9 protein-coding genes and 1 pseudogene are annotated in these 13,532 nt (G+C 57.8%); 4 read left to right on the top strand and 6 right to left on the bottom strand.

The genetic code is table 11. The annotated features are described in order from the left end of the window. The first annotated feature begins 277 nt into the window (after window positions 1-277). Complete coding sequence (locus OKW45_RS16635; RefSeq protein WP_429469923.1) at window positions 278-2,392, top strand: acyltransferase family protein; 2,115 nt, start codon at window positions 278-280, stop codon at window positions 2,390-2,392. Window positions 2,393-2,402: 10 nt separating this feature from the next. Here the strand turns inward: OKW45_RS16635 and OKW45_RS16630 are convergent. Then, window positions 2,403-2,501, bottom strand: a pseudogene (locus OKW45_RS16630) (integrase); the annotation flags it as partial. A gap of 229 nt (window positions 2,502-2,730) precedes the next feature. Beyond that, entirely contained in the window at window positions 2,731-4,128 is a 1,398-nt protein-coding gene (locus OKW45_RS16625) for an MFS transporter (protein ID WP_429469921.1), read from the bottom strand. 113 nt (window positions 4,129-4,241) lie between these two features. On the opposite strand from OKW45_RS16625, the gene OKW45_RS16620 reads away from it, so the two are divergent. Both OKW45_RS16620 and OKW45_RS16615 read left to right on the top strand, forming a co-directional pair. Further along, entirely contained in the window at window positions 4,242-5,174 is a 933-nt protein-coding gene (locus OKW45_RS16620; protein ID WP_429469920.1) for a LysR family transcriptional regulator, read from the top strand. An 884-nt stretch (window positions 5,175-6,058) separates the two neighbouring features. Continuing rightward, window positions 6,059-7,951: a phospholipase D-like domain-containing protein gene (locus OKW45_RS16615; RefSeq protein ID WP_429469918.1), complete on the top strand. Its 1,893-nt coding sequence runs from the start codon at window positions 6,059-6,061 to the stop codon at window positions 7,949-7,951. Window positions 7,952-8,182: 231 nt separating this feature from the next. Here OKW45_RS16615 and OKW45_RS16610 read toward each other — a convergent pair whose 3' ends face one another. Further along, a complete protein-coding gene (locus OKW45_RS16610) occupies window positions 8,183-8,503 on the bottom strand; it encodes a DUF2278 family protein (protein ID WP_429469916.1) in 321 nt (106 codons plus the stop codon). Between the two features lie 392 nt (window positions 8,504-8,895). Further along, entirely contained in the window at window positions 8,896-9,381 is a 486-nt protein-coding gene (locus tag OKW45_RS16605) for a hypothetical protein (RefSeq protein ID WP_018421551.1), read from the bottom strand. 971 nt (window positions 9,382-10,352) lie between these two features. On the opposite strand from OKW45_RS16605, the gene OKW45_RS16600 reads away from it, so the two are divergent. Continuing rightward, entirely contained in the window at window positions 10,353-11,252 is a 900-nt protein-coding gene (locus OKW45_RS16600) for a DMT family transporter (protein ID WP_429469914.1), read from the top strand. 125 nt (window positions 11,253-11,377) lie between these two features. On the opposite strand, the gene OKW45_RS16595 is transcribed toward OKW45_RS16600, so the two are convergent. Together OKW45_RS16595 and OKW45_RS16590 are read right to left on the bottom strand one after the other, a co-directional pair. Next, window positions 11,378-12,061, bottom strand: a complete 684-nt coding sequence (locus OKW45_RS16595) for an ureidoglycolate lyase (RefSeq protein WP_429469912.1) — start codon at window positions 12,059-12,061, stop codon at window positions 11,378-11,380. A 167-nt stretch (window positions 12,062-12,228) separates the two neighbouring features. Continuing rightward, window positions 12,229-13,494 carry a glycosyltransferase family 87 protein gene (locus OKW45_RS16590; RefSeq protein WP_429469910.1) on the bottom strand — a complete coding sequence of 422 codons (1,266 nt, stop codon included), beginning with the start codon at window positions 13,492-13,494 and terminating at the stop codon, window positions 12,229-12,231. Window positions 13,495-13,532 lie beyond the last annotated feature (38 nt).

Genomic DNA, 13,532 nt, shown 5'->3' with positions numbered 1-13,532 from the left:
GACATTTCTTATCGCTTCTGTGGGGCAGCGCACGAAATACATCGCGGGCCTATACATTTCCCTAAACTTTTTACGTGACAATCGTACGTAAAAGCAAACGAGAGAAAGGGCAACGGCACCTTCGCTTTTTCTGGTTATTTAATAACCGGCAGCGGACACAAGCGCAGCTTGGCTATCTGTCTCCCGCGGTTTTCACGCAGCGTTTCTACCTCAACAAGATCGCTGCTAAACCCGTTGGCGTCCACGGATTCCGACCGGCCTCATTAACTCTCATGCCATGAATCCACGCCATAACGCTACTACTGCGCCGCAACTCACCCGACCTGCGCACGCGGCATACATCGACGGTTTGCGTGCGGTCGCAGTGTTGTCGGTCATCGTTTATCACCTGTACGCGCAGTGGTTACCCGGCGGGCTTGCAGGGGTCGACATCTTTTTCGTGGTTTCCGGGTTTGTTGTCAGCGCATCCGTTGGAAACCTCGAATCGATGCAGTTTTCGCGCTTCGTGTTCTATTTCTATTCGCGTCGAGTGCAGCGGATCGTGCCAGCGCTCGTGGTGTGCCTGCTGGTGACCGGCTTGTTTTCAGCACTGTTCATTCCAAACGCGTGGCTGAGCGATACCAACAAATACACCGGCTTCTTTGCTTTCTTTGGGTTGAGCAATGTGGTGCTCGCGTTCATCGGTGATGACTATTTTTCGCCACGCGCCGAATTCAACCCGTACCTGCATACCTGGTCGCTTGGGGTAGAAGAGCAGTTTTATCTGATCTTTCCGTTGCTTTTCTTCATGTGGGTGAGCAAACGTCCGAGAAAGACGCTTTGCGTTGTTCTGTTCGCCGGCGGGCTCGCTCTGTCCGTGTTGAGCGCATGGTGGCTTTCGAGGCGAAATGAGGGGCTAAACTTTTACCTGATTCCAGGGCGTTTCTGGGAATTGGCATCCGGTATCCTGCTATACCAGTTCCTCGCGCTCGCGAAGCGCCCGCTCGGCGTGATCGACCGCAATGGGACGCTGGGTTCGATGGCGTTGCTCGTTGGTTCGCTGGTGCTGCTTGCGGCCGGTTTCAAGGTCTTGCGCCCGGAGCAGCTTCCTTTTCCGGGAGCGCTGCTGCCGGTTGCCGGCACGCTTGGCGTACTGTACGCGCTGCACGGAAGAGCGCCGCGGGATTGGCTGCACAGGCTGCTCATTTCACCAGCGGTGACTTTCGTCGGCAAGATCTCATATTCGCTTTATCTCTGGCACTGGCCTGTGATCGTGCTGCTGCGGTGGACGACGGGGATCGATGCGCCTGTCTGGCGCGTGCTTGCGGCCGTACTGAGCTTCGCGCTGGCGACAGCGTCCTGGTACTACGTCGAGAATCCTGTGCGGCGCTCGGCGGTCCTGAAAGGCATGCGGCGTCCCGCTCTCGTAGGTGCGGGCTTAGCTACGTTGACGTGCGGAGCGCTGTTGTGGGTCGGCATTCAGGCAGCCCAACTGAAACTGAATCTGTCGCTGAGCGTGGTGTCACAACGTGCCGACGACTGGTATCCGAGCCGCCCCCTTGAGCCCAGCAATGACGGATGTCTGGACACGTGGAATAGGACGAAGCTCAATGGGGGGCCCGTATGGACATATTCACGTGCGGGATGTTCGCTTCCGGCGACCTATCGCGGGCGCCTGTACGTGATCGGCGATTCGCACGCGATGGCCTACAACAGGATGTTGCGCGAATTCGCCCGGGATACTGGCGTGAAGGTCTTCGCGTACAACAATGGAGGCTGTCCGTTCATTGCTTTGCTGCCGCGCAAACAAGATGAGGTGGCGAGCTGTGCGCCGGAGACGGATGCGGCAATCGCTCAAATCGAGGCGCAGGTCAGGCCCGGTGACGTAGTCTTCCTGCCTTCGCTGCGGCTGCCACGTTTCTCCGACGAGTGGGCCCGCTTCGACGACTCGAGCGCCTGGGGCTACATGTTTGGTCCAGAGGCCGTGCAAAGCCGGGTAGACGGCGTGCGAGAGGCCATTCCAATCTTGCAGAAACTGGCAGCCAAAGGGGCGAAGGTCATCCTGGAGGGGCCGACACCCGAGTTTCGGAGCCAGCCGTTCCGATGTTCGGACTGGTTCAATCGCGACAATCCCATCTGTTCCGGCGGCGACCGCATCGCCCGTGCGGATCTGGAAGCCTTGCGGGCGCCGGTGCTCGAATCCTATACGCACATCGTGCAGGCGGTCCCCGAAGTTAGCGTATGGGACCCGTTGCCACCACTGTGCCCAGATTCGGTCTGCTCAACGCACACCGCCGACGGCCGGCCGCTCGTCTTCGATGGCGATCACCTCAGCGGCTATGCGAACAGGCTTCTGTTGCCAAGCTTTAAGCAGCTCGTCAGCAAGCTTATGGAAGCGGGGTCCGCGAGCTGATGCGGGGAAGCAGATAGATGTCCTGCGTCTTGGGGGCAAGCTGGCGCATGCGCATGTCGTCGCTCATGCGCTGGCGCAGCGGACTGACGTTTGACTGTGAGGAGGCCATGATTCGGCTCCGGCCGGAGAACGAGGCGGATTGCCTCATTCGCCAACATACGGAACCGCGATGCCGGCCTCTCTCTGACCACCGGCGTCTGACCGTAGCCCCTACCGCGCGAGCGGCTTAGTCCGTCGGCCATCAACGGGCATTCAGCTTAAACTCCAGCGTCTCCGGCTTACAGGCATACATGAGTCATTGTCGTTAGCGCGCGACTGCACATCTGAAGAATCGAGTCTTATCTGTCAGAGGCCAGAATCTTCGAAGTGTTCTCAATGTGCACGGGCCGTGGCGTTCTGATTCCGTACAGGCACATCACGCTGCCGCACAGCAGAAGCACCGCCGCGGTCACGATGGAAAGATGCATACCTTGCATAAATGCATCAGGACGGGTATCGCGTACGAAAAACCCGAACACCGCCACCCCGAGCATGCCGCCTACCTGCCTCGCAGAGTTCAGTATTCCCGACGCGATGCCCGAGCGGGAAGCATCCACGGATGACAGTGTGACGTTTGTCATGGTTGGCACCATTAAGGCAATGCCGCTTGCGGCTATGAGCATTGGCACGACCAGCATCCAGTACGAGCCGTCTATGCGAACCGGCAACAGCAGCAGATAACCCGACGCGGCAATCAGCATGCCGGCAATCATGAGTGTCTTTGCGCCTATCCGGTTGAGCAGCCGGCCCGCCAGGACATTCACTGCCATCAGAACAACTGTCATCGGCAAAAACGCGAGGCCGGTCCGTTGGGCCGACAACTGCTGCTCTATCTGAAAGAAGAGACTAAAAACAAAGATCAAACCGTAGTAGGCAAAGTTCACGATGACGCCGGCGGCCGACGCCGCAGAGAACGTAGTCGTTCGAAACAGAGCCAATGGGAGCATGGGCTCTGTGCTGCATGACTCCAGCCGCAGAAAAGCCAGGGTGGCAGCAACCGAGAACAGTAGCGCGCCGTAGACCAACGGATGGTGCCATCCGAACCGGGCCGCTTCTGTGAGACACACGGTTAAAGCGACGAGCGCCAGAATGGCCGCCAGTTGGCCTGCAACATCAATGCTTCGGCTATGCGCTCGTGCGGCTGTCGCCGCATGACGGAGAGTCAGGGTCACGCCCGCGATGCCGATGGGCAGATTGATCAGAAAGATGCTGCGCCAGCCGATGTGAGTTACCAGCAGGCCGCCCAACACAGGTCCTGCGGCAAGTGCAATGCCTCCCGCTGCACCCCACCAGCCCACCGCGCGGCTTCTTTGCTCCGTCTCAGGGAATGCCTGGCGCAGCATGGCTAGCGAATTGGGCACCAGCAGCGCGGCGCCCATGCCCTGTACGACGCGTGCGGCCACAAGAACCGGCAACGAGTCAGCGAATCCACACGCAATCGATGCCACAGTAAAGACGGCGAATCCCGCATTGAAGATTCGCTTTGCGCCGAAGCGGTCGCCTAAATCGCCGGTAGTGAGAAGCAGCGACGCGAATGCCAGCGTGTACGCGTTGACCACCCATTGCAGCCCGGTCACGTCCGTGGCGAAGCGGCCTCGCAACGCATCGAGCGCGACGTTGACAACGCTGACATCAAGCAAAACGACGACAAAACCCAGTCCTGCGGCGGCGAGGGTGCCGCGTTGATCGCGGCTCATGGACGTGCTCATCTGGAATAAACCTTATCGGCTGAACGAGTCTCGATGTTAGGCATATCGGCTTTGTGCGAATATTCCACATAACTGCAAACCATCCTTGAGAAAATGCACAGATGCTCGATTGGGAAAATATTCGCCATTTCCTGGCTGTCGCTCGCATCGGTACGTTGTCGGGGGCCGCTCGCAGCCTGAAGGTTGATCACGCGACGGTGAGCCGACGCTTGAGCGCACTGGAGGACGAAATCAAGACCCGTTTGGTCGAACGCCTCCCCAGGGCCTGCAAGCTCACTCCGGTTGGCCAGCGTGTGTTCGAACTGGCGCAGGGAATGGAAGAAGACGCGTATGCGATTGAGCGATTCCTGGACGCCAGCCTGTCCCCGCTGAGCGGCAAAGTCACGTTGAGCGCACCGCCGGTGCTAGTGGCCAATTTTCTGGTAAAGCATCTCGCGGACTTCCGGCTAGCACATCCCGGCGTCCAGTTGTCTGTTTCTGCCCAGGCGCGGCAGGTTTCCCTTAGCCGAAGGGAGGCGGACATCGCCCTAAGGCTGGTTCGGCCAGAAGAGGCGACCAGCGTGGTACGCAAGCTAGGGCGTATGTCGTTCGACCTGTACGCGAGCAGGGACTATCCGCACCTGCACAATCCATCTGCCTGGGAGTTCATCGCCTACGATGCCGGATTCGCGGACATGCCCCAGCAGAAATGGTTGATGAGCGTTGCAAGGGGACGGCCGATCGCCTGCGAGATCAGCGATATCAATGCCCATCTGGCGGCAACTCAGGCAGGCGCGGGTGTCGCTGGCCTACCATGCTTCCTGGCAGATACCGACGTGAAGTTGCAACGCGTCACATACGACGGCGAACGTTTTTCGCGAGATATCTGGATGGCTGTACATCGGGACCTGCGGCGTTCGCCGCAAGTACGGGCCGTGATGGACTTTCTGCTGAAAATCGTGGCGGAGCATTCCGCCTTCACGGAAAGCGGTCAAAACCCGGATGCTATGGGGCACAGCGTGCGATCGAAATACTCCGGCTCGCACAGCGAATAACCCATGCCGCAGAGATCGGGGTTCTTCTCAACGTCGGTTCTCGCGCGGTCAGCGGGCCATCAGAGATGCTGGCCGGTTGACTGCTACGGGTCGCTTTGGCGCGTTCGCGATCTGCCCGGATTGGCCACCACTCGCCGTTCTCCTTTCCGGTTGGACAGACGGTCAGACGTCGGCTAACTGTGCAAACGGTCATTGGCCTTTTAGAGATGAACCCGGCTCTCGTCCGTCCACATATGCTGTCCGCCGATCGTGTCAGAAGCGGCCGAGAAAATCCAGTCGCGTCGTTGAGCAGTTTGCGTCGATTTATCAAACGCATCACGAGAACTCTAACAGGGAAGACGGCCACAAAAGCACGATAAGAAGGCGCAAAACGCAGAGGTATCGGCATGCATCCGCAAACCCATCGGCTATTCTTCAGATGCTGCGACCGGCGCGTTTCCGGTCGGCTCCGAAACCTGCCGTAGGAACGGCTCCATTACTGCGGAAAGTGGCGCAAGGTCCGCACAATTCCGCGTACGCGCGGGAGCGGTTGCGTTTCACCGCGCGATGCTTATGCCTACGTGCAACGCGCTGGGCCGGTTATGCCAGACATCTGTTTCCTTCCGATTTACGCCTTTTGGGAGTGCGACGATGTCACGGGAATTTTGCACGGCACGATTCTCGGGGTATTTCTGGGCTAAACGCGGGACAATCAGTCTCCGCCGTGTGGTCAGATCTCGATCAGTCTTTTCAAGCAAGATGATATATCGCACCGCGGAAATCGCGAGTGTCGTTATGCAGCGTGTTTAGACTCGGTGACTTCATACGCTTGTCACTGACTATGTCGACGATTACCAAACTATGCGGCCGGTAACTCAGTTAATTAACGTAAGTGAGGAGACCTCATGCTATTCATCCGTTCTGCGAACGCTTATGCGAATAATGCTGTCGCTTACCTGGCATGGACGGTCGATGCAGCCATCCCTGACTGCCTCGGATTCGAGATTACGCGCATCTATGAGGACGGCAGCAAACGCGTACTCGCCGCCTGGGTGGCCTTCGATGGTCAGTCCAATCCCAAATGGTTGCCCGAAACGACGTCCGTCTGGCCGGTCCAGAAATTTACCTGGCGCGACCTCACGGTGCGTCAGCGGCGCGACCAGGCAACACTGCGTGCTGCTGATCCCGTTCTGAAGTATCTCGTTCGCCCTGTGGCTCGTATGCGTGAAGGCCTGGAACCCGTACCAGCCCCTGCAGCGGCAGATTACAGCGGTGCGCCGGTGCCGCTAGGCTATCTGGACGAAGGAATAGAAACCAACCAGGTCGCAGTGACAAGCAGGTTCGACGAGGTGCACGCGGCGTTCAACAGCGGCATTCTGTCTACGCAATGGCTAACGCATGCAATGGAACAGACCCTGGGGCACGTGCCGACGAAAGACGATGTCAAGACGGAAATCGCAAAGGTCGATAGTCCCATCCGGGCGTATCTCGCCGGCGACCTTCCAGTCATGATGAAGGATTTCTTCGACCATCTGAAGAATGGAGGTGAGCTATTTCTCGCCCTTTACGAGTTGACCGACCCACTGCTGGTCGGTCTTATCAAAGAGCATGCCCCGAAAATTCACTTGATTCTTTCCAATACCAGTCTCGATAAGAAGACCGAACAGTGGGACCTGGAGAACAAGCCTTTCCGCGCCCAGTTGCATGAAGCAGGTCTTGCCGAGATGTACGACCGGATGTTCAACAACAACGCTCACATCGGGCACAACAAGTTTGGTGTTTACGTTGATAAAACTGGACAGGCCCAAACCGTTCTCGCCGGAAGCACGAACTGGACACAAAACGGCCTTTGTGCCCAGAGTAATAACTGCTATGTAGCGGAGCACAAGGAACTGGCCGAGCAGTTCCTTGACTACTGGAAGGGACTTCGCGACGACAGCGGACATTTCGAGCAACCCCACCCTGTCTCCGCTCCGACGCGCAACGTGCAGGGTGCGCCTCTACGTAGCCAAAACGCTGCCCCACTCAAGGCACTTGAACTGACGAACGGGGCCGTTCGTCTCTGGAGGTCGCCCAACACGCGTCAGGCTAACAAGCCGTCGACGAGTCCTGCTCTGCCGCCGGACCTTACTGAGGTATATGGTCTCCTTCGAAACGCGAGGCAGGCTGTCTTCTTCGCAGTATTTCTGCCCGGCATGAAGGGAGCGACCAGCATCATCCAGGAGGCGATCGACATTGGCCGCAAGGACAGTACCTTGCTGGTCTATGGCGCAATCAGCAGTCCGATGGCCATGCCTAACTACGTCAGCCCGAAAGATAGAGCGGCCGGTGGTGACGACGACAGTGAAGACACACCAGACGCGCACTATGAGCCGTCGTTATTCGAGGAGAGCGGAGTGCATATCGTGCGCGCCAATGCACTGAACGCGGGCGATATCACGGGTAATTTCGAGCGCGAGATGCTGAGCGCTGGTAACGCGATCATCCATGACAAGATTCTCGTGATTGATCCGCTCTCTGCCGATGACTGCGTGGTGGTGACGGGAAGTCACAATCTCGGCTACAAGGCATCCTACGCGAATGACGACAATCTCCTCATCGTTCGACGTAACCCGGCGTTAGCAAAGGCTTACATGGTCCACGTCCTTGACCTGTACGAGCATTATCGCTTCCGCGGTGTTCAGGCAGAGCTAAAACATGACGGAAAGCGGCCATGGAGCGGGTTTCTCAAGACAGACGCCAGCTGGCAAAAGACGTCCGACATGCAAGCACCCTCGTTAGCTCGTTACCTTGGCTAATCTCCGAACCGCTTCTGACGGTGACCCGCGGGTCACCGTCAGCATCCCTAGCTTAGCGTCAAAATGGGGTGGGCTCCGAGGCGAACCGGTCTTCCACGATTGTCGGTGGGCACAAGCTGCGTCTGGAAAGCAACAAACAGGGCTTCAAAACTGTCGCGCAACCTGCGCGATCACCGCGCCATCCTGGAATGGGCCATTTTCCGACGAATGGTCCCTGACGTGACTTCCCGGTCATGGCTTTGGATTTCGCTGGTTCATGTGGGTTTCATGGAGACCATCCTGCTTCGGTTCGAACAGGAAGCCAAAACCGTACGCAATGACGTCTTGAGGCGATGTCCAGCTTTTCCTGAGGTCGTCGCCGCTTTTGCCCGGATAGACATATTTCACCGGCTCGGTACTGCGGTCGAGTCGCAGCATACCGTCCAGGACATCATTGATGTCATTTGTCTCGTCATCAGTATCGAAAGCAATGGGCCTCGTGCTGCCGAGGTCAAGCAATCGTGGGTCGTGCACGTAATCGAGTTTCGGGAATCCTGGTTGCGCAAGCCCCATTGGAAGGGCTTGAGCGCGGGGACCATTGGATGATCGAAAAATTGACTCCACGTGCAGAGAACATCGTATCCATCGGGGCCGTCTTGTGAGCTGTCCGACTTGACATTGGCCACAATCCTGAACAGGCCGTCGTTTCCGTCATCGACCACAATCACGTAATGGTGATCGCCGTTGTAACTGTGAAGATAGGGAACGCCGAATTTAAGCGCCCCCTTTGAAGAGGGTATATACGTTTTTGGCCATTTTGCAGATCTCCGGGTCGATAACAACCAAAAGGAAGTGCAAACGACCGGAGCGCAGAGGGTTGCAGGTCGTCGATCTCACACAGGTCGGAAGCCTGCGCGCTACTCCATGCCCGCCAGTCACACAAGATGGCGAGACAGCCGCGCTCGCTAGAACGGTTCTACAATCTGCGAAACGCTGGGTGTGCCGTGAGCAAATTCGACCTTCAGAATAAGATTGAAAACCTTGTGATCCCAAGGGTTGGGATAGGCTCCTTCCTTGCAGCCAAGCATTCGCATCAGGGAAGGAATGTTCCCATGATGCCAGCAGACTACGAGCTGCTGATCGGCGTATGGCGGTGTCGAGAGCAACGTGCTGGCAAGAGCGCTGTAATCCTGATCCGCAAAAGTCGCGTCGATCGGTTTTCCCGTCGCCTTTGCTAACGGTTCCACCGTCTCATATGGCCGGGCGCTATGCTTCGAAATGGCTGCCGCGAAGATAAAGTCCGGTGACCCAAGAGTCTCACGTGTTTCAGGTATGTACGTGGCCAGGCTCCTGGCTCGAGCAAATCCCTGTTCAGACAAGTTTGGGTCCATGGGGTCCGCCGGCTTCTCCGCGTGTCGCATGACGAGAATGAATTTCGGATTTGTTGGCATGTCATCACCTCATGTCAAAATGGCATACCGCATCACGTCGCCGTCGCTTTGACGCGATAAGCGGTGGAAAGCACTCAGTGAGTGCACCAAACGAGATACTGACGAGGGAGATCGGCGTATGTTTTCTACGCAAATGCGAAAGCCGTGAGCGAAGGCGTCACCAAGCCCGGCGACCCATCCGCAATTTCTGGCGCCAAGGATGAGATGTCACCATCGGAAACAACCGTGCTTCCGCGAAGATGGCCCTCACTCAGTAAGCTGATTTTTATGTGCCGTCTGTTTCCGCGCTTCGGGGCTTTTAGTTGCGTCTCTGCAGGAAATCTTGTTCTATCGCAAATTTGCCCGGTGCGATTCTCTATGAGATTAGGCAATGTATGGCGATCTTTAGGCTTGGAGTCGACGGTCAGTGTGCGGTAGCCCACACGTATTTGCTGTTCAATCGGATGCCTTGGCAATCCGGTCGCTGTAACGGTCCCCGCGTTCCCACTGCACGCACGCGAGTGCGCTTCTGGTCGAGTGCGATAAGCCTGTGCTCCGAACTGTTCAGTTCTGGCGCCGGGGAATTGCGGTGCCTCCGCTCAACGCAATCAAACGGATTGCAGCGTCGCTCGAGTCCAATATGCAGTGGCTTTGCACCGGGCAGGCATTGGGAGTCGCCGGCTGAGCGGCTTTCGGAGACGTAACAATGCTTGGGACATTGGGACGATATGACAATGGTATGCCGTGTCTACGAATGACCACTGTACCGCTGGAAGCGGCCTTCGAGCCATCGCGACCGCGTAGGGCCGTTGAGGGCCGACCTGCGACGATCATCCGCTGCCGGGCCGGCAAGCGGTTCTCAATTCAGCTATTGGACCGGGTTCGGCCAAAGTCCGGACGTTGGACTAACCCTGCGAGATCGTCGACAATCTAGCCGCCTTCCTTCCTGTTTCGTCGTCCGTCGAACCGCCTAGCCTGTCCAACGAGAATACATGCGACTTAACGATATCGTTGCCGAGCGCACCGCCCAATATCAAAGCATTGCTTTGATACTCGTATCCATGTTCTGTTTTGCGGTCGTCGATGCACTTGGCAAAGCCGTGGCGCTCAGCTACCCCGCGAACGAAGTCACGTTTTTCCGTATGTTATTTGGGATGGTCCCTGCTGTCGCAGTCAGTATGCATGGACCCTCGATAACGGCTCGAATTCGTAATCTTGACATTCGCGGGCAGACTATCCGCGCTCTGACTCTGCTCGGCGCTTCAGCATTGTTTTTCGCGGGACTGCCTTATCTGCCCTTGAGCGAGGCCGTCGCAATTGTTTATTCAGAAGCGATCTTCGTCATTCTTCTCGCGCCATTCATGCTCGGCGAGCGTTTGCTAGCCCGCAACGCCATTGCTGCTTGCATCGGATTCGTAGGTGTTCTTTTGGTGGTGCGACCTCAAGGTAGTTTATCGAATCTCATTGGCCCCATCCTTCTGCTATCAAGCGCCCTATGCGGTGCGCTTTCCATGATTCAAATTCGAAAACTCAGAACCAGCGACGACTCCGGCATAACCGTTCTGTACTTCACAGCTTTCGGGACTGTGGTAACCGGCTTGTCTCTTGTTTTCGCTTGGCGCACTCCGACACTCAGAGATCTGGCGATCATGGCATTGCTGGCTGTTTTCGCCACGGTGGGCCAGCTCCTTTTCACTGTCGCGGTAAGGCGAGAGAGTGCAGCAGCGTTAGCACCGTATACCTATACCAGTATCATTTGGGCCACGTTACTCGGCTTCATCGTATGGGGCGAGACGCTGAGTTTCTTATCCATCGTTGGAATAGCATCAATTATTGGAAGTTCCATCGCTGTGGCGGTCCGCGAACAACCTCCTGAGGGACCAGCGGTTTAACGCCGGAGCGAGTTCGAGCGTAGAGACCGCTTAGGTGCCAACCAAGTTCTGCCCCGACTGCCGAGCGGCCGTTATCGCGAAAGCTGAAGGTCCCTGGAGGGTCGGGAGCGCGTGTTCCCTTCTCGCTACCGCTGTAGGCCGCCGCCTCGGAGGGGTTGGGCGTCGCGGGCAATCGGTGCCTCGAGGAGACAACCAAACTCGCGGCCAAAGTCGACAGAGACGCGCGCGTGGACGGCGCCCTGCTTGTCAAAGAACCGCTGGGTTCCTTCGAGAGTGAACACACCTTCGTGCCAGATGTTTGGATGGATGTAGAGGCCCTGCTGTCCGTCAAAGCGAAAGCACACGAAGTTCTCTGGCGCTATGTCGTCCCCGGGCAGCGCCAAGGGAACGTAGAACGGGCGATGGTCGAGAGGAAAGAACAGTTGTCCACCGTCTGGGTGGTAGTTCGCGTGCCAAAGCAACATGCGCTCAGGTACATTGGTGTTGTCGTCACGGGCTGCTTCAGGCTCCACTGCGTACGCAAGGATGTAGTTGCCGCCCACAGCCTCGTTTCGACCGTACAGAATGTCCCCGCGCCATTCGCTCACAAATGTGCCTTCGGTGGTGCCTGCCTCATCACCGGTTCCAGGGTCAACGGGCCTTGCACCCATTGCCGGCCACTGCACAATCTCGATCAAACACTCGCTCGGGTCGGCTACAAGTCTGCCGAATCCATCAAGCGTTGTTGGGGTCGCATCGACCACGGGCATTGACACGCGCCGAAGGCCAGAAGGAAGGCTGGGATTGAGGTAATCGATTTCTTGGGTCATTGCGGCAGTCTACAGGTGTAGAACGTTGGCGGTATCAGCACCGGGCAAATTTCACGAACCCGCCCCAGCAAAGCGTTAGCAGGAATTTTTCCATTCCGGTCCTGGCACCATCAAACAATCTTCCCGATTCCCAATCGTCCGGAAAACATCGCAAGTCGCATCATCATTCATCCAGGCTGGTAAGCACGCCCTCGCCGCCTCACTCCCGACGGTGGAAAGTACCTTGCGACACAGAGCCCGTAAATGATCAGCGCCGCGACCGTATAGGACACGAATCGCGCCGCAAAGAACAGCAAGACCACGACGACCGCGGCCAGCAGCATCTCCAGTCTCGGACCGAGCGCCGACAGTTGCCCGCCGCGCGCTTCGAAAGCGGTGCCCAGCAAAATCAGCAACGGGATCAACGCGAGCACCATGTGGATCGGCTCGAGGATCGGATAAGCCACGAGCATCGTCATCGAAGCGAGCGCGTGGTCGGTGCGGCTGTCCCGATGGCGGCGAAACACCAGATACGCGGACAGCAGGCAAGCAGCCAGCACCAACGCATGCGAAGCAATCGACAGCAACGTACCGGACACCGGCATGCCGACCGTCGCCGATAGCGTCTGCAGCGCGCCCCTCACGGCATTGTTCATCGGCGCGCCGCCACCGCTCATCGCCAGTGCCATGCCGTTCAGGCGCGGCATGTCCGACACGAAGTAGTGCCACAAAACGTCGAAGCCGACGCGCGCTCCCGTGATCAGCGTCAACGCAATCGCAACGATGCTCGCCATCACGAACGTCCGCCATTCGCGACGCAGCAACAGCAGGCCGGCAACGGCCAGGGGCGTGAGCTTGATCGCGATCGCAAAGCCAAGAAAGAGTCCAGCGGCAGAACCTTTGCCACGCTCGATCAGCGCGAAAGTCGCAACCAACAGGAAGAACAGCAGTTCGTTCGATTGGCCATCGTAGGTATCTTCGACGAGCGGAAAGCTCAGCAGCGCAACCGCCACCAGCAGCAGGTTCACGCTGCGCTCCGTGCCGCGGTACGCCATCGCGACGACGAGATACAAAGCCACCGAGAACAACACGATCGACGTACTCACCCAGACGATTTTCGCGGCGAGCGGCGTCAGTAGCGCGAGCGGCGCAAACACCAGCGCGAACTGCGGCGGGTAGGCGTAGAAGATGTCGTCGCCCGTCGAGCGCGCGCCGATGCCCTGCAAAAACGCGATGAGCGCGTCGTGATCGTACAGGCGCGCCGGGTCATGCAGCACGACGTTGAAGGCATACAGGTAGAAATTGAAATCGCCGAAGGCGTCAGGGACGTTGCCACGAAACTTCGCGACGACGTGCAGGATACGCAGCGCGAGGCAGGCTACCGCAATCAGCAAAAGGAGCGCGGCACCCGCGCCGAAGTTCGACCTGGTCCGTACGGCGCCTGCGTTGAACATGGTGTCTCTCCGCGGTACGTCAATCAACGTGGGAGTTG

The sequence above is a fragment of the Paraburkholderia lebeckiae genome, from assembly GCF_050436225.1.
In the GTDB taxonomy this organism is placed as follows: Bacteria; Pseudomonadota; Gammaproteobacteria; order Burkholderiales; family Burkholderiaceae; genus Paraburkholderia; species Paraburkholderia tuberum.
Note: the sequence above shows the minus strand (reverse complement) of the source record. Positions and strands in the feature narration are given on the sequence as shown.

Excerpts from the sequence above, each read along its gene's own strand:
- OKW45_RS16605 (WP_018421551.1), bottom strand. The coding sequence starts at position 9,381 with ATGCCAACAAATCCGAAATTCATTCTCGTCATGCGACACGCGGAGAAG.
- OKW45_RS16615 (WP_429469918.1), top strand. The coding sequence starts at position 6,059 with ATGCTATTCATCCGTTCTGCGAACGCTTATGCGAATAATGCTGTCGCT.
- OKW45_RS16635 (WP_429469923.1), top strand. The coding sequence starts at position 278 with ATGAATCCACGCCATAACGCTACTACTGCGCCGCAACTCACCCGACCT.
- OKW45_RS16625 (WP_429469921.1), bottom strand. The coding sequence starts at position 4,128 with ATGAGCCGCGATCAACGCGGCACCCTCGCCGCCGCAGGACTGGGTTTT.
- OKW45_RS16595 (WP_429469912.1), bottom strand. The coding sequence starts at position 12,061 with ATGACCCAAGAAATCGATTACCTCAATCCCAGCCTTCCTTCTGGCCTT.
- OKW45_RS16600 (WP_429469914.1), top strand. The coding sequence starts at position 10,353 with ATGCGACTTAACGATATCGTTGCCGAGCGCACCGCCCAATATCAAAGC.
- OKW45_RS16620 (WP_429469920.1), top strand. The coding sequence starts at position 4,242 with ATGCTCGATTGGGAAAATATTCGCCATTTCCTGGCTGTCGCTCGCATC.
- OKW45_RS16610 (WP_429469916.1), bottom strand. The coding sequence starts at position 8,503 with ATGGGGCTTGCGCAACCAGGATTCCCGAAACTCGATTACGTGCACGAC.
- OKW45_RS16590 (WP_429469910.1), bottom strand. The coding sequence starts at position 13,494 with ATGTTCAACGCAGGCGCCGTACGGACCAGGTCGAACTTCGGCGCGGGT.